Below are 17262 nucleotides of genomic sequence, written 5' to 3' on the forward strand. Positions count from 1 at the left end.
CCGCGCCCCTAACTGCTTGCCTCTTAGCCCCTAGCCCCTTTAAGCCCGCCAGCCCTCTTGGGCAGCGGGGCCGCCTCCCGGGGGCGGCCCTACGCGGAGCTCGCCCCCCGGCCGCAAGTTCCCCGCCCCCGCTGGGGCTACTCCGATGCAGGCCCCGGCTTCGGAGCGGGCTCTGGCTCCGGAGCCCGCTCCGGCTCTCGTGTCGGTGACTGTGTCTGCGGCTCCTCCGGCCTCCACGGCACCCGCCCGCCCGGTGCCGACGGGTACGACGGGAACACCGGGCCCGAGGCAGCACCCCGGGGGCGCCTCGGGGTGCGGCGTTCCCAGAGCGGGGCCAGTACCCGGCGCCACAGCAGATACAGCAGCACCAGCGTCACCGCGAACGGTGCCACCGCCCCCACCACCATCGCGATCCACCGCACCGTCGTGAGGAACGCCTGCCAGCCGCCGTCCAGCGCGTCGACGAATCCCGGTTCGTCGTCCGCCGGTGCCAACGGCTTCTTCTTCGGCGGGATTTCGGAGATGACCAGGGTGATCGTCGCCATGCCAGTGCTGTCCTTGAGGGAGGCCTGCTGGGCGATCAGGGACTCCAACTCGGCCTGGCGGGTGGAGAGTTCGGCCTCCAGTGAGACCACGTCCGAAAGTTTCGTCGCACGGTCCATGAACTGCTGGACCCTCGCCACGCTCACCCGCTGCGACTTGATCCGGCTGGTGATGTCCACCACCTGGTCGGTGACGTCCTTCGCCTCCGCCTTGCGGGCCAGCAGCTTGCCGCCGCTGTTCTCCAGCGCGGTCAGCGTCGCGGAGTACTCGTTCTGCGGGACGCGGAGCGAGATGCGCGAGGAGACGTGGCCCGAGGAGTCGCGTTCGGTCGATTCGTTGCCGACCAGGCCGCCCGCCGACTCGGCCGTCGTACGGGCCTTGGCCAGTGCCGCCGTCGCACTGGGCACCTGGATGTGGAGTTCGGCGGTACGGATGACGTGCGTCTGGGCGGCCGAAGGGGCCTTCGGCTGCCCGGCTCCGACGGCGGGCGAGCCGGGCTTCGCCTGGTCTTTGGCCGCGGAGCCCGCGCCCGTGCCCCGCTCCGCGGGCTTCTGATTCTGCGGTGCCGCCGCCGCGTCCGCCTTCTGGTTGCCCGCGTCGCTGCCGCCGCCCCCGCAGCCTCCGGCCGCGAGTGTTGCCGCGACCACCGCCGCTCCCACCCAGGACATGCGCCTTCGATGTCCTGCCGCACGAGCTGTCGTACGTACTGCTGCACGCATTCCGGTCCCCCCGAAGATGGTGATGGGTGTTGCCGGTTCGACGTACGGGACGGGGGCGGGGGTTGCCCATTTCCGGTTCCGAAGCGGCTCCGAACCGGTCACGGACGGGACTCGGCAGGGGGTTTGAGAGAGTGGGGGCATGAACGGTACGGATGGGCTCAAGGCACACGTGGTCGTCGTCGGCGGTGGTATCTCCGGGCTCGCCGCCGCCCACCGGCTGGTTGGTTCCGGCGCGCGGGTGACCGTGCTGGAGGCCACGGACCGGCTCGGCGGCAAGCTGGAGGCAGGGGAGATCGCGGGCGCCCCCGTCGACTTCGGCGCCGAATCGATGCTGGCCAGACGGCCCGAGGCCGTCGCACTCGCCCGTGCCGTCGGGCTCGGCGACCGGCTCCAGCCGCCGTCCACCGCCACCGCCTCCCTCTGGAACCGGGGTGTGCTGACCCCGATGCCCAAGGGGCATGTGATGGGCGTGCCGGGGGATCCGGCCGTGCTCACCGAGGTGCTGTCCGGCGAGGGGCTCGCGCGGATGGAGCAGGACCGCGACCTGCCCCGTACCGAGGTCGGCGACGACATGGCGATCGGCGAGTACGTCGCCGCCCGGCTCGGCCGCGAGGTCGTCGACCGGCTCGTCGAGCCGCTGCTCGGCGGCGTGTACGCCGGGGACGTCTACCGGACGTCGATGAGGGCCGCCGTACCGACGCTGTACGACGCGGCCACGTCGTACGACTCCCTGATGGAGGGCGTACGGGAGCTGCAGCGGCGTGCCGCGGCCAACCAGCAGACCGGGCCCGTCTTCATGGGGATCGACGGCGGCATCGGCACGCTTCCCGGCGCTGTCGCCGAAGCGGTACGGGCCGGGGGTGGCCGGATCCTCACCGAGACGCCCGTACTGGCGCTGACCCGCACGCAATCCCACTGGCTCGTCCGTACCGACAGCGGGACCATCGAGGCCGACGGCGTCGTCCTCGCCGCCCCCGCCTGGTCCGCCTCCGCGCTCCTCGCCGACGAGTCCCCGGCCGCGGCGGTCGAACTGTCGGCCGTCGAGTACGCGTCGATGGCGCTCGTCACCATGGCGTTCTCGCGCAAGGACGTCGACGCCGTGCTGCCCGCGGGGTCGGGGTTCCTGGTGCCGCCCGTCGACGGGCACACCATCAAGGCCTCCACCTTCTCCTCCCGCAAGTGGGGATGGGTGAGCGAGCACGCCCCCGACCTGTTCGTACTGCGGACCTCGGTGGGCCGGTACGGCGAGGAGGAACACCTGCACCGCGACGACTGCGACCTCGTCGACGTGTCGCTGAGCGACCTGGGCGCCGCCACCGGGCTCGCCGCGAAGCCCGTCGAGACCCGGGTCACCCGGTGGATCGGCGGCCTGCCCCAGTACCCCGTCGGCCATCTCTCCCGCGTCGCCCGCATCCGCGAGGCCGTCGCGAAGCTGCCCGGACTGCGGGTCTGCGGGGCCGCTTACGACGGCGTGGGAATCCCCGCGTGCGTGGGCAGCGGGCAGCGGGCGGCCGACGAGATCGCGGAAGAGATCTTGGCCACGCCCACCCTGGTGGAGGGCACGGCAGACGGCGCGGGACAATAGCCACATGACTGCTCAGGAGAACGCTGCGAACGAGGCCCCCGCCGCCACCGGCAAGGCCCCGAACGCCGGCAAGAAGGCCAAGGACCTCAACGAGGTCATCCGCTACACCCTGTGGTCCGTCTTCAAGCTGCGCGACGTGCTGCCGGAGGACCGCACCGGCTACGCCGACGAGGTCCAGGCGCTCTTCGACAAGCTCGCCGCCGAGGACGTCACCGTGCGCGGCACGTACGACGTCTCCGGGCTGCGCGCGGACGCCGACGTCATGATCTGGTGGCACGCGGAGACCTCCGACGAGCTCCAGAGCGCGTACAACCTCTTCCGCCGTACGAAGCTGGGCCGCGCCCTTGAGCCGGTGTGGTCGAACATGGCGCTGCACCGCCCCGCCGAGTTCAACAAGTCGCACGTGCCGGCCTTCATCGCGGACGAGACGGCGCGCGACTACGTCTCGGTCTACCCCTTCGTGCGGTCCTACGACTGGTACCTGCTGCCCGACGAGGACCGCCGCCGGATGCTCGCGGACCACGGCAAGATGGCCCGCGGCTTCCCCGACGTGCGTGCCAACACGGTCGCCTCGTTCTCGCTCGGCGACTACGAGTGGATCCTGGCCTTCGAGGCCGACGAGCTGCACCGCATCGTCGACCTGATGCGCCATCTGCGGGCCTCCGAGGCGCGCATGCACGTCCGCGAGGAGGTGCCCTTCTACACCGGGCGCCGCAAGGATGTCGCGGACCTGGTGGCAGGCCTCGCCTGACCCACTACGTACGGACAAGTCCCGTACGTGCATCATGACTTGGTGACGTTCCTGGCGCGTATTCGCCAGGAACGCCACCCCAGCCCGGAAGATCAGACGGCCGCCGGAATCCTCTTGGGGAGGGCGTGCCTGTCCAGCGACACCGGGTTCGGCTCCTGGTGCGGCGCGCATGCAGCGCGCCGCACCGGCGTCTTTCCGGTCAGCAGGTACGCCTCCATGTGCCTGTTGACGCAGGCGTTCGCGCCGCCGCCGATGCCGTGCGTACCGGCGTCCTTCTCGGTGACCAGCGCCGCGCCCGGCAGCCGCTTCTGCAGCTCCTGGGCGCCCTTGTACGGCGTCGCCGCGTCACGCTCGGCCGCCAGGATCAGCGTCGGCGGCAGCGCGCCCCTCGCGGCCCGTACGTCCACCGGCTGCTGCCGGGGCGCCGACCAGTACGCGCACGGCAGGTTCATCCACGCGTTGTCCCAGGTCTCGAACGGGGCGCGCTCCGCGAGCCGCGAGTTGTCGCGGTCCCAGGTCTCGAAGTCGGTCGGCCACGGTGCGTCGTTGCACTCGACGGCCGTGTAGACGGCATTGCCGTTCTCCTCGTCCTTCGCCGCCTCGGGGCGGGGTGCGGCCTGCTCGATCAGCGGCTTCGGATTGCCCTTCAGATACTGCGAGAGGGCCGTGGCGCGCATCGCCCACACGTCGTCGTAGTAGCCCGCCTGCAGATAGGCCCCCTGGAGCTGGCCGGGGCCGACCTTGCCGCCCGCGGGCTTGTGGGACAGCTCGGCGCGCACCTTCGCGTAGCTGTGCTGCACCGCCTCCGCGGTGTCGCCGAGGCCGTAGGTCTTGTGGTGCTTGGCGACCCAGGTGCGGAAGTCCTCCCAGCGGCTCTCGAAGGCGGCCGACTGGTCGAGGTTGTTGCGGTACCAGATCTGGCCAGGGTCGGGGTTGACCGCCGAGTCGAAGACCATCCGGCGTACGTGCGAGGGAAAGAGCGTCGCGTACACCGCGCCGAAGTAGGTGCCGTACGAGGCGCCCATGAAGTTGAGCTTCCGCTCGCCGAGGGCGGCGCGCAGCACGTCCAGGTCGCGGACGTTGTTGAGGGAGTGGTAGTGGCGGAGTGCGGCGCCCGCCTTGCGGGCACAGCCCTGCGCGTAGGTCTTCGCGCGGGCGATCCGCTCCTTCTTGTACGAGTCGGAGGGGTGGATTGGCGACTGGGTGGGCGCCGCGGTGAAGTCCTTGGGGTCCATGCAGGAGAGCGGGGCGGAGCGGGCCACGCCGCGCGGCGAGTAGCCCACCAGGTCGTACGCCGACGCGATCTTCTTCCACTCGGGCATCCCGGAGACCAGCGGGAAGTACATGCTGGAGGCGCCGGGGCCGCCGGGGTTGTAGAGCAGGGCGCCCTGGCGGGCGACGGGCTTCTTGGTCTTCGGGTCCTTGCCCGAGGCCTTCAGGCGGCTGACGGTCAGTTCGATCTGCCTGCCGTGCGGCGCGGCGTAGTCGAGCGGGACCTTGACCGTCCCGCACTGGATCGGTGCCGGCAGCTCCTCGGACGCCGGGCACTTGCCGAACTTCACGCCGGCGGCCAGGGCGCGCCCGGCGGCCAGCTCCGTGCCGTGCGCCTCGGGAGCCCCCTGGAAGGAGGGGAACGCGGAGGCCGCGGGCGCGGCGGCGCCGCCCGCCGGGGCCGCGGTGAGGGCGGTCAGGACCAGGGAACCGAGGGTGGTGGCGGCTCCGTACAGCGCTAGTGCTCTCATCGCGATCCCTTGTTCTGCGCCGATCTGTCGTGGCGCCGATTGCCATGGTGGACAAAAGGGATACTTGGCAAGGTAGTTGACGATGTAAAGCACCTGTGTGCGTGTCGGTGTCATTGACCCCGATGCGCGGGGCGCGGATGCGGCGCGGCCAGTGCGGTGCGCAGCTCCGGGTCGGGTATCGCACGGGTGCCGGAGAGGGCGACGGAGACGAGGAGTGCGTGCTCGTCGTGGAGGGGGTCCGTGTCGCGCGGCAGCTCCCGCAGCCGGGCGCGGCCCGTGGCGGTGGCCCACTGGGTGTACGGGTGGACCTCGATGCGGGCGACGGCGAGAGTGCCGAGGGTGAGCAGCAGCGGCAGCGAGAACCACAGCGCGGCCCGCCCGCGCTCCGCCGGATCCTGAGGCAGTACGCCCACCGACACCACGGCCAGTGCAAGGATCAGGACGGTCGCGCCGCGCAGCGTCCGCACCCCGGCGGCCACCGCGTGCCGGGCGTGCGCCGGTACGGCGAGGCCCGACGCGACCAGCCGCGCGGAGAGTTCCCGCACGGCGCCGGCCGCGGCCACCGCGTCCCGTACCGCTGTCGTACGGGACTGCCCGCCGGGCCCGGCGGCGTCGATCGCCGCACGCTCCAGGGCGTTCCTCCCCTGCGGGTCGACGACGGTCGTCCAGCCGGTGTGGGCGAGCAGCAGCCGGCCGCCGCTGTGCAGGGAGACCAGGGTGAGATCGGCGACCCGGTCCGGGCCGCCGCTGAGGAAGGCCGCCTCGGGAAGCGTCAACCCGGCCTCCAGGGGCGGGACATCGGGCACCGCCTGGTCGACGGCCGCGACCGCGGTAGCGGCGAGGCAGAGCCGGGCGCAGGCGGCGATGGCCGCGAGCCAGGAGACGAGGAGGAACAGGACCCAGAACATGGCGGATTTCTATGCGAGGCAAGGGCCCTGCGCCATGGTGTGCCCGTCATGTGAGCGGGGTGTTGTGAATCCGTTACCGAGAGTGGGGGAAGTGTGACCGGGTGGGTGTTTTGCCAGGTCAGGAGCTGCTGCTGCAACTGCTGCCACTGCTGCTCCCGCCACAACTGCTACTGCTGCTACAACTGCTGCCGCTCGAGCCGGACGAGCAGCTCGATCCGCCGCCCCAGCCGCCGTCTCCACCGGAACAACTGCTTCCGCCGCCGCAGCCGCCGCTTCCCCCGCAGGACGCGCCGGGACCGCTGCCCGGGATCGTTCCGGCACACCAGACGAGCACCGCGGGGGTCGACGTGCTCCCCTGGGACGAGGCGGGGACGGGGTGGGGCCGGGTGCGGATCGCCGCGTGGAGCTGGGCGCGCAGGCCGGCGTCGGTGAGCGTACGGATGCCTCCCACGGCCATCTGCTGCGAAGGGGACCAGAGGTTCGCCTGGTCGGAGTGGTACGCGAGCAGCGCCTTGCGGCCCGCGACGGTCAGCCGTCGCTTGGCGAACGACGCCATGACGAACCCGAGCACCGTGCCGACGAGGAGCGCGGGCAGGACCAGGACGAAGAAGGGGACCGTATCGGTGAACGGGAGCCGGGAATCGAGCTCCGTCAGCGTGACGTAGACCGTGTACACGCCGGCGACCGGGAGTCCGAGCAGGCACACCACGCCCTGGATCAGCCCCCAGCGCCGCCAGGTGCGGGTCTCCTGCGGGGCCAGCAGCAGCCCGCGCGCGGCGAGTTCGTCACCGATCTCCTGCACCGCGGGGTGGCGCATCGTCGCGGTCCGCAGAGTGTGCAGTGCCCCGTGGGGTGCGGCGTCGTACTCCTGGACCAGCGCGCGTTCCACCGTGTCGTGGGCCGTCCTGCCGTGCAGGACGACGATGCCCGGTCCGCCGACGGACAGCCGTCCGTCCGTGTGCAGGGCGGTCAGCGCGGTGTCCACGGCCCGCCCCGGGCCGCCGATCAGGAACGCGGCCTCGCAGGTGTCGTGCACGGTGGCGTCCCCGCAGCCGGGCCGTCTCCGGGCTGCCGCCAGGGTGACGATCAGGAGGACCGTGGAGACGGCGACGGCGAGAGTGACGAGGCCTGCCAGGGCGCTGTCGAACATGGCGGTCACCTTCGGACGAGGGCTGCGGCGGACCGCGCGAGGCGGGCGAGGCGGGTCGGCGGCCGGGCGTCGGTCCGGTCCTGCCACCAGTGGGTGAGGGCGCGGCGCGCGGCCGGGTCCAGTGTGGCGTGCACGAGGGCGTGCTCCGCGAAGTCGAGCGCGTCGCGGCGGTAGCCGGCCCGGAGCGGGCGGGTTTTCGCGTACGAGAAGAAGGCGGGCCGGTAGCCGGCGCCGGGCGCGGCGGCGAGTATCTGCGGCAGCTCGGGGGCGACCTTGGCGACGATGTCGGCACGCTTGGCGGTCAGGGCACGGGCCTGCACGCGCAGCCGCTGCCCGTCGAAGCCTTCGGGCACGGGCCCGGCGCCGACGAGGGCGTCGAGGAGGGCGGTCTGGGACAGGGCGAGACGCTGCCGGGCGGCTTCGGGGGCGGGTGCAGGTACGGGCGTGGGCGCGGATGCGGGTGCGGGTGTGGGTGTGGGTGTGGGTGCGGATGTGGGTGTGGATGCGGGCGTGGGCGGGGGCGTCGTGGAGGGGGTCTCCGTCCGCCGCCCGGTGGAGATCCGCGCGCTCTCGCGGATCAGCTCCAGCTCGGCCGCCAGCTCCTGAGGAGCCGGGAAGTTCTCGTCCCGTTCCAGCAGCACGCCCGGCGGTGCGACCCGCGAGCGCAACGCGTCGAGGACCTTCAGAACAGGTTCGGTCACCGGGTGGGCGTGCGTGTCGTGCCAGACGCCGTCGCGTTCCATGCCGCCCGCCACATGGACGTACGCGATCGACTCCAGCGGCAGCTCCTCCAGCGCGCGGGCCGGGTCCTCGCCCCGGTTGACGTGGTTCGTGTGCAGGTTGGCCACGTCGATGAGCAGGCCCACCCCCGTGCGCTCCACCAGCTCGGCCAGGAACTGCCCCTCCGTCAACTCCTCGTCGGGCCAGGCGATCAGGGCCGCGATGTTCTCCAGCGCGAGCGGCACCGGCAGCTGGTCCTGCGCGATGCGTACGTTCTCGCACAGCACGCGCAGGGCGTCCCTGGTGCGCGGTACGGGGAGGAGGTGGCCCGCCTCCAGGACCGGCGAGGCGGTCTGCGGGCCGCCCGCCCGTACGAACGCGATGTGCTCCGTCACCAGCGGCGCCCCCAGCGCCTGGGCGCGCGCCGCCAGGTCCGCCAGCCGTCCGGCGTCCGGCCGGTCCGCGCCGCCGATGCCGAGCGAGACGCCGTGCGGGATCACCCGTGTGCCCCGGGCGCGCAGCCGCTGCAGGGAGTCGGGGAGATGGCCGGGGCAGATGTTCTCTGCCACCACCTCCACCCAGTCGATGCCGGGCAGCGCCTCGATCGTGTCCGCGATCTCCGGACGCCAGCCGATACCGACCCCGAGGTGTGTCCGCCGGTCCATGTGTCCCCCTGTGTTCCTCCGTGCCGCGCCCTGCGTGCTGCGTGAAGGGGTCATGGCCCCGGCACGCGGCGCCGAACCCCGAGGAGTGGACGTTCAGAGGTTGATTTGAGGTTCCGACCCTGGCGTCGCGGGCGGGACTACTGCCGTGCCGCCGGGCTGCCGATCTCGCCCACCGGCGGCCCGGACGGCATCGAAGTGAAGGTCTGCGTGCCCGTCGGCGCCGCCGGGGCCGGGACCGGGACCTGCCCGCCGGGGGCCGGCGGGGGTGGTCCCGTGGGGCTGGCGGTCGCACCGTCCGCCGCCTCGTTGGCGAGGGCGTCGAAGTCGACCAGACCGGTCGCCTCCAGCATGGTGATGTGGTCGAGGACGGTCTGGTTGGAGGCGTCCGCGAGTTGCCGGATCAGGGCGTTGCGGGTGCTGTTGCGGACCTGGGCGATCACCGCGAAGACCTTGCCGTGGGCGCGTCGGAGCAGGTTGGCGAAGAGGCGTTCGTACGTCGTCCCGGTCGAGGCGGTCAGCTCGCGCAGCCAGCCCTGCTGCTCCGGGGTCGGCTGGTTCGGCAGCTCCACGCCGAGCTGGGAGGCCACCGAACGGGCTCGTGCGTCCAGGTCGGTGTGCCCGACGACCAGATGGTCCCCCGCCGCCTTGACCGACTGGCTGGGCGCCCGCTCGATCGCCTGCTGCCCGGCCGGCAGCTCCCACAGCCCGGCCAGCCGGACCTTCACCAGCAGGTCCCGGTCGACGGCCGACAGCGGCCCCCACTTGGTGCTCACGGTCGACGCCGCCAGGTCGGCCTGGCCGGTGCCGGTGCGGTCGGCGTACGACCAGAGGGGGAAGGCGAGCGCGGCGAGTGTGGCGAGCAGGGCGGCGACGACGAGCGCCGTGCCGTTGATGCGGCGCAACAGGGCGAAAACGGGCGTGGACAGGGCGGTGGACCTGGACAAGGCTGCTCCCGGGCGCGGTACGTGGTGCTTCGGTACGCGGTGCGTCATGCGCGGTACGTGGTGCTTCGGTACGCGGTGCGTCATGCGTGGTGTGCGGTGCTTCGGTACGCCGTCGAATCAATCGCCAAGTACCTTGATCCTTCAGGGACTTGGCGGCATTCATGGGTACGTGTGATGCACGCGACGCGTTCACGCGTGACGCGGGTGGCCCGGGAGGCGGGCGGGTCAGCTGTGGCGGGTGGGGTGCGGAAGACCGGTCACGGCCGGGGTGTGCGGCGGAGAAGGTCGAAGCGGCCGTTTCCGTCGGCGACCACGGTCGGCCCGGGGGCGATCTCCGTGAAGCCCGCGTCGCGCACCACCGGCAGGCCGGAGGTGGTCAGTTCCCGCCACCGTGCCTCCGATGCCGTACGCACGGACAGCGGGAAGCCCGCGTCGCGCCAGGCGGCCCGGTCCGCTCCGTCCAGGTCCCACCAGGCGAGCTGCGCACCGTGCCCGGCCTGCGCCATCGACTTGCCCGCCGACATGTCGAGATGCGGATTCATCCACAGCACCGGCACCCCGGGGTCCGGCTCGCCGGGCTCCTGGGGGTCGTCCAGATCGGTCCCCGACACCTGGAGCTTGGCCAGCTCCTTCGGCCAGCCGTCCAGCGGTACGGGCGGGAAGACCCGTACCTCGGCGGCCTTGCCATTGACCGTGATCCCCGGCAGCGCCGACGCCTTGCGCCACTCGGCGCCGCGCGCCCGCCGCACCACCTTGCGGATCCGGGCGTCCTGCCAGTCCCGCATCGCTCGGGCCCACTCGCCCGCGTCCTCGCCGTCCCCCTGTGACCGCTCGTCGGACAGGATCACCAGCACGGCTCGCGCCGCCGTCTCCAACGCGTCGGTGCGGGCCGGGGGATCGGCCTTCTCGATGTGCACGACGAGGGGGAGCACGTACTGGGGCGCATCGTCGCGCGGATCGGGAGTGGCGTGCGGATCGGGAGTGGCGCCGGGATCGGTGGAGGGGCGCGGATCAGGGGTGTCGTTGCTGGTCATTCGGCCAAGTTTGCCAGGGCATGACGCCGTGCTCCTTGTGGGACCAAAACCGGGCGCGCGAGGATGTGCCCATGAAGAGCGATCTTTTTGCGTCAGAGAACATGGCCCAGCCGGCGACCGTCGCCGGCATGACCCTGCAGAACGCCAAGTCGGTGAAGTACGTCGTCAACGGCGAGATGCACGCCCGGCAGGGCGCGATGATCGCCTACCGAGGCAACCTCCAGTTCGAGCGCAAGGGCCAGGGCATCGGCGGCATGCTCAAGCGGGCCGTCACGGGCGAGGGCCTGCCGCTGATGGCCGTGCGCGGCCAGGGCGAGGCGTGGTTCGCGCACGAGGCGCAGAACTGCTTCATCGTCGACATGGAGCAGGGCGACGCCCTCACCGTCAACGGCCGCAACGTGCTGTGCTTCGACGCCTCGCTCTCGTACGAGATCAAGATGGTGAAGGGTGCCGGCATGACCGGCGGCGGTCTCTTCAACAGCCTCTTCACCGGCTACGGCAAGCTCGCCGTCGTCTGCGACGGCAACCCGCTGGTCATCCCGGTCACCGGGCACCTGCCCGTGTACGTCGACACGGACGCGGTGGTCGGCTGGAGCGCCCAGCTCAACACCTCGCTGCACCGTTCGCAGTCGGTCGGTTCGATGATCCGCGGCGGCTCGGGCGAGGCGGTGCAACTCATGCTGCAGGGCGAGGGGTTCGTGATCGTACGTCCCAGTGAGCTCACCCAGCCGAAGGCGACGGCGAACTGAAGCACACAGGCGTGAAACTCCTCGACGCGGGGCGTCGCTACGGACTGGGCGGGGCATGGGTGCTCCGCGGGGTCCAACTGGAGCTGGCGCCCGGCACCCTGGTGCGTATCCAGGGTGCCAACGGCACAGGAAAGTCAACGCTGTTGAGGATGCTGGCCGGGATCGACGCACCCACCGAGGGCCGGGTCGAAGGCCGCCCCCGCACGGTCGGATACGTCCCTGAGCGTTTTCCCGCCGGCCTGCCCTTCACCGCGCTCGGCTACCTGGTCCACCTCGGCCGCATCCACGGACTTGGCCGGGCCGAGGCCGGAGACCGGGCGGGGGAGTGGCTGGAGAGATTCGGCGCGGCGGGCCACGCCCGTACCCCGGTTTCCGAACTCTCCAAGGGCACCGCCCAGAAGGTCGCCGTTGCCCAAGCCCTGCTTGCCGCACCGGAGTTGCTGGTGCTCGACGAGGCGTGGACCGGTCTGGACGAGACGGCGAGGGGAGAGCTGGACCGGGCGGTGGCGGAGCGCGTCGCGGCCGGGGCGACGGTCGCGTTCGTCGACCACGACCCGCGGCGGCTCGCGGGAGTCGTGGACGCGGCCTACCAGGTGGAGGGGCTGGGGCTGGCCCCGGTCAACTCCCTTGCTGCTGACGTCACTTCGGGGTCGTGGGTACGAATCCTGGCCGTCGGGCCGCAGGGATCCGCCGTGCCGGCGGGGCTGCCCGGTACGCCGTCGGCGACGCCGCGGCCCGACGGAAGTACGGCGCTGACCGTGGCGGCGGTGCACTCCGACGGGGTGCTGCGGGCGCTCCTCGGTGCCCGGCCGCCCTGGCACGTACAGGAGGTCGTGGCGCTGGACGACGCACCTGTGCGCAGTGCGTACCCGGACGACGTACCCGCGCACAGTGAGCACCACGAACCGGAACGGGAACAGGCGTGAACGCACTGCTGCGGTACCAACTGGCCCTGCTCGCAAGGTCACAGCGGTGGATCGCCCCCGTCCTCCTCTACGCGGCCTTCCTCGCCATCGGCGTCCAGGGCGGCCAGCCCGTCCTCGACTCGCTCGGCTACGGCGCCGCCGTCCTGCTGCCCGTCGCCGCCTGGCTCGTCCGGGTCTGCGTCACCAATGAACCCCCGGCCGCCCGGCACTGCGCCGCCGCGGCCACCACCCCGGCCCGCGTGCACCTCGCCTCGCTGCTCGCTGCCGCCGGCTGCACGGCGGTGCTCGGTGCGCTGGGCACCGTGTTCGTGGTGCTGATCAGCAAGTGGGCGGACACCGACGGCGGTGTCCGCGTCTCCCCGCTGACCGCCGCCGCGGCCGGACTGCTCGCCGCGTTCACCTGCGTGCTGCTCGGCACGGCAGTCGGCGCGCTGTGCAACTGGCCGCTGCTGCGCGGCACCGGCTGGAGCATCGCGCTCACCGCGCTCGGTGCGCTGCTGGTACTGGTCACCACCGGTTCGCCCGCCCGTGCGGCGGTGACCGGCCTGGTCAGCGGGTCGCACACCGCGACGGTGACGCTTCCACTGCTGCCGTTCGCCGTGGCGACACTGCTCGCGGCGGCGGCGGGAACGGTGGCCTGCCGCCTCTCCTCCCGACGCACCTAGTGTTGAGGGGCGCGGGGCTGTACTGGATCTGCGGCTCCGCCGCGTGGGCGCGACCAGCCACGACGGCGCCGCAGGTCAGCAACGACATCTCGCGGCAAATCCAGCTAAGCGCTACTGCTGCCCGATCAGAGAAGACACCTTCACGAACCGGTACCCCCTCTTCCGCAACTCCGGCACGACCCGCCGCAGTGCCTTCTCCGTCACCGGCGCCGCGCTGCGCGTGCAGTGCATCACCACCAGCGATCCCGGCTTCACCCCGGCCAGCACCTGCTCCGCCACCGCGTCCGCGTCCGTCGCGAACGCGTCACCGCTGACCACGTCCCACTGCACCGCCGTCACCTTGGCCGGCCCGAGAATGCGCAGCGCCCGGTCGTCGTAACACCCGCCCGGGAAGCGGAAGTACGGCACCACATTGCGCGCCCCCGCCTTCCGGAACGCCGCGAACGCCCGGTCCACGTCCGCCTTCATCGCGTCAGGGGCCACGGTCGGCAGCCCGTAGCAGGGCGACTTGAAGGCGTGGTGGCTGTACGAGTGGTTGGCGATCTCGAAGAGCGGGTCGGTGCCGATCGAGCGCGCCTGGGCCGGGTACTCCTCGGCCCACCGGCCCGTCATGAACACCGTCGACGGCACCTTCCACCGGCGCAGCGAGGCGATCAGCTCCGGATTGTCGAAGTGCTCGCCGCGCGCCGCGCGCGGGCCCTGATCCGCGGTCATGTCCGCGTCGAAGGTGAGCGCGACGACCTTTTCCTGACCGACGGCCTTGTTGCGGTGGTTGCGGGCCCGTTCGAAGACGGGCGTGAGACCGCCGGGCCCGGCGGCGACGGTGGGCGGCGCGGTCGGGGCAGGCGACGCAGGGGACGGAGACACGGGCGGAGATACGGGCGGAGATACGGGCGGAGATACGGACGCGGAGGGCGACCGGTGCGCCTCCGGTGCGCTGCTGCCGTCACCGGTCCCGTCGGACCCGTCAGTCCCGCACCCCGTGAGGACCGCACCCAGAACCGCCGCTGCGAGCATTCTTCGTACAAAAGTGGTCACTCACGGAAAGTAGCCGATCATTTCCCGCGTATACGGCTGCGGCACGGCGTGCCCCGCGCAGGTAATACTCTCGGAGTGACCTCAGACGTTACGTCGAACGACGCCATCCGCATCCGCCGGGCCACCGCCCGCGACGCCAAGCGCCTCACCCGCCTCGTCCGCACCTCCCGTGCCTACGAGGGCCCGTACGAGTCGATGATCGCGGGTTACCGGGTCGGCCCCGACTACATCGAGCACCACGAGGTGTACGCGGCCGAGTCCGGGGAGGGGCAGGTGCTGGGCTTCTACTCGCTGGTCCTCGACCCGCCCGAGCTGGACCTGATGTTCGTCGCCGACGCGGCCCAGGGCCTGGGCATCGGCCGCCGGCTGTTCGCCCACCTCACCGAGCGCGCCCGCGAGGCGGGTCTGACGGAGGTGCGGATCGTCTCGCACCCGCCGTCGGAGGGCTTCTACCGCAGCGTCGGCGCCGAACCGGTCGGCACTCTTGCGGCGAACCCGCCCGCCGTGCTCTGGGACCGCCCCGAGCTCGTCATCCGTTTCTGAACCCCCGGCTCACCCCACTTCGAGCAGTCGGTGACGGCACTGCGCCACGTCGAAGGCGGCCGTCGGGTACTGCGGATCCAGCGCCTCCAGGTGTTCCAGGAGCAGGTTGCTGATCGCCCAGTTCCGGTACCACTTGCGGTCGGAGGGGACCAGGTACCAGGGGGCCGCGTCCGTCGAGCACCGCCGGAGCGCGATCTCGTACGCCTGCTGGTAGGCGGGCCACAGGGCGCGCTCGTCGATGTCGCCCGGATTGAACTTCCAGTACTTCTCCGGATTGTCGAGCCGTTCGAGCAGCCGGCGCTTCTGCTGCTCGTAACTGATGTGCAGGAAGACCTTGACGAGGGTGATGCCACTGTCGGTCAGGGACTTCTCGAAGTTGTTGATCTGGTCGTAGCGGCGCTCGATCTCCTCGGGCGGGGCGAGCTCGCGGACCCGGCCGATCAGTACGTCCTCGTAGTGCGAGCGGTCGAAGATGCCGATCTCGCCCGCCGCGGGGAGCGCCTTGGCGACGCGCCAGAGGAAGGAGTGCGCGCGCTCCTCCTCGGTCGGCGCCTTGAACGCGCGGATCCGGCAGCCCGACGGGTTGAACTGGCCGATGACGTGCTTGACCGTGCCGCCCTTGCCGCTGGTGTCCATGCCCTGGAGTACCAGCAGGACCCGCCGGGGGTCCCCGGCGGTGCTCGACGCGTACAGACGCTCCTGGAGCACGCCGAGGCGTTCGCCCAGGAGAGCGGCGGCGGCCACCCCCGCAGCCTTGTCCTGCGGGCCGACCGGGGTGGCGTCCGCCGCGCGCACCGCGAGGGAGACGTGCGAGGCCGGAGGAATGCGCAGGGCGTCACGTACGGGACCGAGCTGGGCGCGCTGCTTGTGCTTCTTGGGCATGAGGGCAGTCCTCCGGCGTGGTCGTCGAGGCGGACCACTCGATCGTGCGCCGAATCGGGACCGTGCGCGAGTCGCTGGGCGCGTGAGGGGCGTCCCTTTGGGGGCGCGGGGCTGTGCCGGATCTGCGGCTCCGCCGCGCGGGCGCGACGAGCCACAGACGCGCCCGCACATGTCCCCCGCCCCCCGGGAGGCCCACTCACCAGGGCATCAGTCGTCCCAAGGCCCCGTCACCGCGAACGTCGTCCCCGGCGTGTAGCAGTTGACGTACATCGTCGACTCGTCCGGCGAGAACGTGACTCCCGCGAACTCGCCCCACTCCGGCTTCTCCGGCGTGCCGATGTTCTGCCGACCGCGGGCCATCGCGTACACCTGGCCCTTCCTGCTCAGCCCGTACACGTGCTGCGCCCCGTCCCCGTCCTCGCACACCATCAGCCCGCCGCTCGGCGCCAGACAGATGTTGTCGGGAGACTCGCCCGGCAGCTGGATGTCCGTCGAAGGGCCGAAGACCACGACCAGCGTGAGGCGGCGGCGCTTCGGCTCGTACTTCCAGATCTGGCCGAAGTGGTCGCGGGCCGAGCCCTCCTTCGTACGGGCGAAGCTGGAGACGAAGTAGACGACGCCGTCGCCCCAGTAGCAGCCCTCCAGCTTCTGGGCGTGCGTGATGCCCTTGGCGCCGAAGTCCTGGAAGCGGATGGGGGTCTCCTTGGCGAGCGGGTCGGGGACCGGCACCCACTCCACCCCGCCGAAGCTCTTCCCCGTCTCGTGGACGGCGGACAGGTCGGGGACGCCCGGGACTCGCATCGCCTCCAGGGTGCCGCCGGCCCGCAGCGAACCCACCCCGCCGCACGGCTTCTCGGGGAGGAAGCGGTAGAAGAGGCCGAAGGGGCGCTGGAAGGCGTCCTCGGTCTCGTACACGATGCCGGACTTCGGGTCGACGGCGATCGCCTCGTGCTGGAAGCGGCCCATCGCGGTCAGCGGGACCGCGCCGGTGCGGTGCGGGTCGGCCGGGTCGACCTCGAAGATGAAGCCGTGGTCCTTGGTGTAGCCGTTGGTGCCGGCCTTGTCCTCGGTCTCCTCGCAGGTGAGCCAGGTGCCCCAAGGGGTGTGCCCGCCCGCGCAGTTCACGGCCGTGCCGGCGATGCCGACGCGCTCGTCGAGGACGTTGTTCCGGCCGTCGAGGGTGAGGACCGTACAGCCGCCCTTGCCCATCGGGTCGTACGTCAGGCCCTCGACCGTGGGGACGGGGATCTTGGCGATGACCCGGTTCTCGTGGTTGCGCACCAGGTGGACCCGGCCGCGGTGGCCCCTGAAGGCCGACATGCCGTCGTGGTTGCTCGGCACCCGGCCCTCGCCCGAGCGGAGCGGATCGTCCTCGCGGGAGAGGACCTTGTAGCGGAAGCCCCGGGGAAGGTCGAGCAGGCCCTTCGGGTCGGGCACCAGCGGCCCGTACCCGGCGCGGCCGTGGCCCCCGCCGCGCGGTCCGGCCAGGGCCGTACCCGCGAAGACTTCGGAGAGTGCGCCGGTGAAGGCGATCCCGGCGCCCAACGCCCCTGTGCGGGCGAGGACCTGGCGTCTTGAAGAGCTGTTGACGAGTGATTCTGATGTTTCGGCCATGAGGCAACTCCCGCTGGCGGACAGGAATGTGACCCGCACGTGTGTACCACGCAACCGGTGGCACGTGAACAGTGCGGGACACAA

General features: G+C 71.8%; 16 protein-coding genes. 6 read left to right on the forward strand and 10 right to left on the reverse strand.

Annotated features, from left to right (window positions below; genetic code table 11):
- Positions 1–137: 137 nt before the first annotated feature.
- Positions 138–1211: a DUF4349 domain-containing protein gene (locus tag AB0D18_RS06740; protein WP_362413663.1), complete on the reverse strand. Its 1074-nt coding sequence runs from the start codon at positions 1209–1211 to the stop codon at positions 138–140.
- Positions 1212–1401: 190 nt separating this feature from the next.
- Here AB0D18_RS06740 and hemG point away from each other — a divergent pair, with 190 nt between their 5' ends.
- Together hemG and hemQ are read left to right on the forward strand one after the other, a co-directional pair.
- Positions 1402–2847, forward strand: coding sequence for a protoporphyrinogen oxidase (gene hemG / locus AB0D18_RS06745; protein WP_362413665.1), 1446 nt, complete (start codon positions 1402–1404; stop codon positions 2845–2847).
- 4 nt (positions 2848–2851) lie between these two features.
- A complete protein-coding gene (hemQ, locus tag AB0D18_RS06750; RefSeq protein ID WP_362413667.1) occupies positions 2852–3598 on the forward strand; it encodes a hydrogen peroxide-dependent heme synthase in 747 nt (248 codons plus the stop codon).
- 92 nt (positions 3599–3690) lie between these two features.
- On the opposite strand, the gene AB0D18_RS06755 is transcribed toward hemQ, so the two are convergent.
- The 6 genes from AB0D18_RS06755 to AB0D18_RS06780 form a co-directional block, all read right to left on the reverse strand.
- On the reverse strand, positions 3691–5340 hold the full coding sequence (locus tag AB0D18_RS06755; protein ID WP_362413669.1) for an alpha/beta hydrolase: 1650 nt from the start codon (positions 5338–5340) through the stop codon (positions 3691–3693).
- Between the two features lie 110 nt (positions 5341–5450).
- On the reverse strand, positions 5451–6248 hold the full coding sequence (locus AB0D18_RS06760) for a TIGR04222 domain-containing membrane protein (RefSeq protein WP_362413671.1): 798 nt from the start codon (positions 6246–6248) through the stop codon (positions 5451–5453).
- Between the two features lie 118 nt (positions 6249–6366).
- Positions 6367–7398: a TIGR04222 domain-containing membrane protein gene (locus AB0D18_RS06765; protein WP_362413673.1), complete on the reverse strand. Its 1032-nt coding sequence runs from the start codon at positions 7396–7398 to the stop codon at positions 6367–6369.
- A gap of 5 nt (positions 7399–7403) precedes the next feature.
- Positions 7404–8783, reverse strand: a complete 1380-nt coding sequence (locus AB0D18_RS06770) for a DUF692 domain-containing protein (protein ID WP_362413675.1) — start codon at positions 8781–8783, stop codon at positions 7404–7406.
- 137 nt (positions 8784–8920) lie between these two features.
- Complete coding sequence (locus AB0D18_RS06775) at positions 8921–9685, reverse strand: DUF4142 domain-containing protein (protein ID WP_362414064.1); 765 nt, start codon at positions 9683–9685, stop codon at positions 8921–8923.
- Between the two features lie 299 nt (positions 9686–9984).
- Positions 9985–10761 carry a peptidyl-tRNA hydrolase gene (locus AB0D18_RS06780; RefSeq protein ID WP_362413677.1) on the reverse strand — a complete coding sequence of 259 codons (777 nt, stop codon included), beginning with the start codon at positions 10759–10761 and terminating at the stop codon, positions 9985–9987.
- 71 nt (positions 10762–10832) lie between these two features.
- Here AB0D18_RS06780 and AB0D18_RS06785 point away from each other — a divergent pair, with 71 nt between their 5' ends.
- Genes AB0D18_RS06785 through AB0D18_RS06795 form a run of 3 tightly spaced genes read left to right on the forward strand, consistent with a single transcriptional unit; the run spans position 10833 to position 13101 of the window.
- Positions 10833–11510 carry an AIM24 family protein gene (locus AB0D18_RS06785; protein ID WP_362413679.1) on the forward strand — a complete coding sequence of 226 codons (678 nt, stop codon included), beginning with the start codon at positions 10833–10835 and terminating at the stop codon, positions 11508–11510.
- A gap of 11 nt (positions 11511–11521) precedes the next feature.
- Positions 11522–12436, forward strand: a complete 915-nt coding sequence (locus tag AB0D18_RS06790; protein WP_362413681.1) for an ATP-binding cassette domain-containing protein — start codon at positions 11522–11524, stop codon at positions 12434–12436.
- Complete coding sequence (locus AB0D18_RS06795) at positions 12433–13101, forward strand: ABC transporter (RefSeq protein WP_362413683.1); 669 nt, start codon at positions 12433–12435, stop codon at positions 13099–13101. The genes AB0D18_RS06790 and AB0D18_RS06795 overlap by 4 nt, the downstream gene beginning before the upstream one ends.
- Before the next feature lie 111 nt (positions 13102–13212).
- Here AB0D18_RS06795 and AB0D18_RS06800 read toward each other — a convergent pair whose 3' ends face one another.
- A complete protein-coding gene (locus AB0D18_RS06800) occupies positions 13213–14118 on the reverse strand; it encodes a polysaccharide deacetylase family protein (protein ID WP_362414066.1) in 906 nt (301 codons plus the stop codon).
- A gap of 96 nt (positions 14119–14214) precedes the next feature.
- Here AB0D18_RS06800 and AB0D18_RS06805 point away from each other — a divergent pair, with 96 nt between their 5' ends.
- Entirely contained in the window at positions 14215–14682 is a 468-nt protein-coding gene (locus AB0D18_RS06805; protein ID WP_362413685.1) for a GNAT family N-acetyltransferase, read from the forward strand.
- A 9-nt stretch (positions 14683–14691) separates the two neighbouring features.
- Here AB0D18_RS06805 and AB0D18_RS06810 read toward each other — a convergent pair whose 3' ends face one another.
- Positions 14692–15564 carry a PPK2 family polyphosphate kinase gene (locus tag AB0D18_RS06810; protein ID WP_362413687.1) on the reverse strand — a complete coding sequence of 291 codons (873 nt, stop codon included), beginning with the start codon at positions 15562–15564 and terminating at the stop codon, positions 14692–14694.
- A gap of 207 nt (positions 15565–15771) precedes the next feature.
- Positions 15772–17178, reverse strand: coding sequence for an alkaline phosphatase PhoX (locus tag AB0D18_RS06815; protein WP_362413689.1), 1407 nt, complete (start codon positions 17176–17178; stop codon positions 15772–15774).
- Positions 17179–17262 lie beyond the last annotated feature (84 nt).

It is taken from the genome of Streptomyces sp. NPDC048442, assembly GCF_040651475.1.
Classification (GTDB): domain Bacteria; phylum Actinomycetota; class Actinomycetes; order Streptomycetales; family Streptomycetaceae; genus Streptomyces.

Excerpts from the sequence above, each read along its gene's own strand:
- AB0D18_RS06780 (WP_362413677.1), bottom strand. The coding sequence starts at position 10,761 with ATGACCAGCAACGACACCCCTGATCCGCGCCCCTCCACCGATCCCGGC.
- AB0D18_RS06740 (WP_362413663.1), bottom strand. The coding sequence starts at position 1,211 with ATGTCCTGGGTGGGAGCGGCGGTGGTCGCGGCAACACTCGCGGCCGGA.
- AB0D18_RS06785 (WP_362413679.1), top strand. The coding sequence starts at position 10,833 with ATGAAGAGCGATCTTTTTGCGTCAGAGAACATGGCCCAGCCGGCGACC.
- AB0D18_RS06815 (WP_362413689.1), bottom strand. The coding sequence starts at position 17,178 with ATGGCCGAAACATCAGAATCACTCGTCAACAGCTCTTCAAGACGCCAG.
- hemG (WP_362413665.1), top strand. The coding sequence starts at position 1,402 with ATGAACGGTACGGATGGGCTCAAGGCACACGTGGTCGTCGTCGGCGGT.
- AB0D18_RS06755 (WP_362413669.1), bottom strand. The coding sequence starts at position 5,340 with ATGAGAGCACTAGCGCTGTACGGAGCCGCCACCACCCTCGGTTCCCTG.
- AB0D18_RS06810 (WP_362413687.1), bottom strand. The coding sequence starts at position 15,564 with ATGCCCAAGAAGCACAAGCAGCGCGCCCAGCTCGGTCCCGTACGTGAC.
- AB0D18_RS06800 (WP_362414066.1), bottom strand. The coding sequence starts at position 14,118 with ATGCTCGCAGCGGCGGTTCTGGGTGCGGTCCTCACGGGGTGCGGGACT.
- AB0D18_RS06760 (WP_362413671.1), bottom strand. The coding sequence starts at position 6,248 with ATGTTCTGGGTCCTGTTCCTCCTCGTCTCCTGGCTCGCGGCCATCGCC.
- hemQ (WP_362413667.1), top strand. The coding sequence starts at position 2,852 with ATGACTGCTCAGGAGAACGCTGCGAACGAGGCCCCCGCCGCCACCGGC.
- AB0D18_RS06765 (WP_362413673.1), bottom strand. The coding sequence starts at position 7,398 with ATGTTCGACAGCGCCCTGGCAGGCCTCGTCACTCTCGCCGTCGCCGTC.
- AB0D18_RS06770 (WP_362413675.1), bottom strand. The coding sequence starts at position 8,783 with ATGGACCGGCGGACACACCTCGGGGTCGGTATCGGCTGGCGTCCGGAG.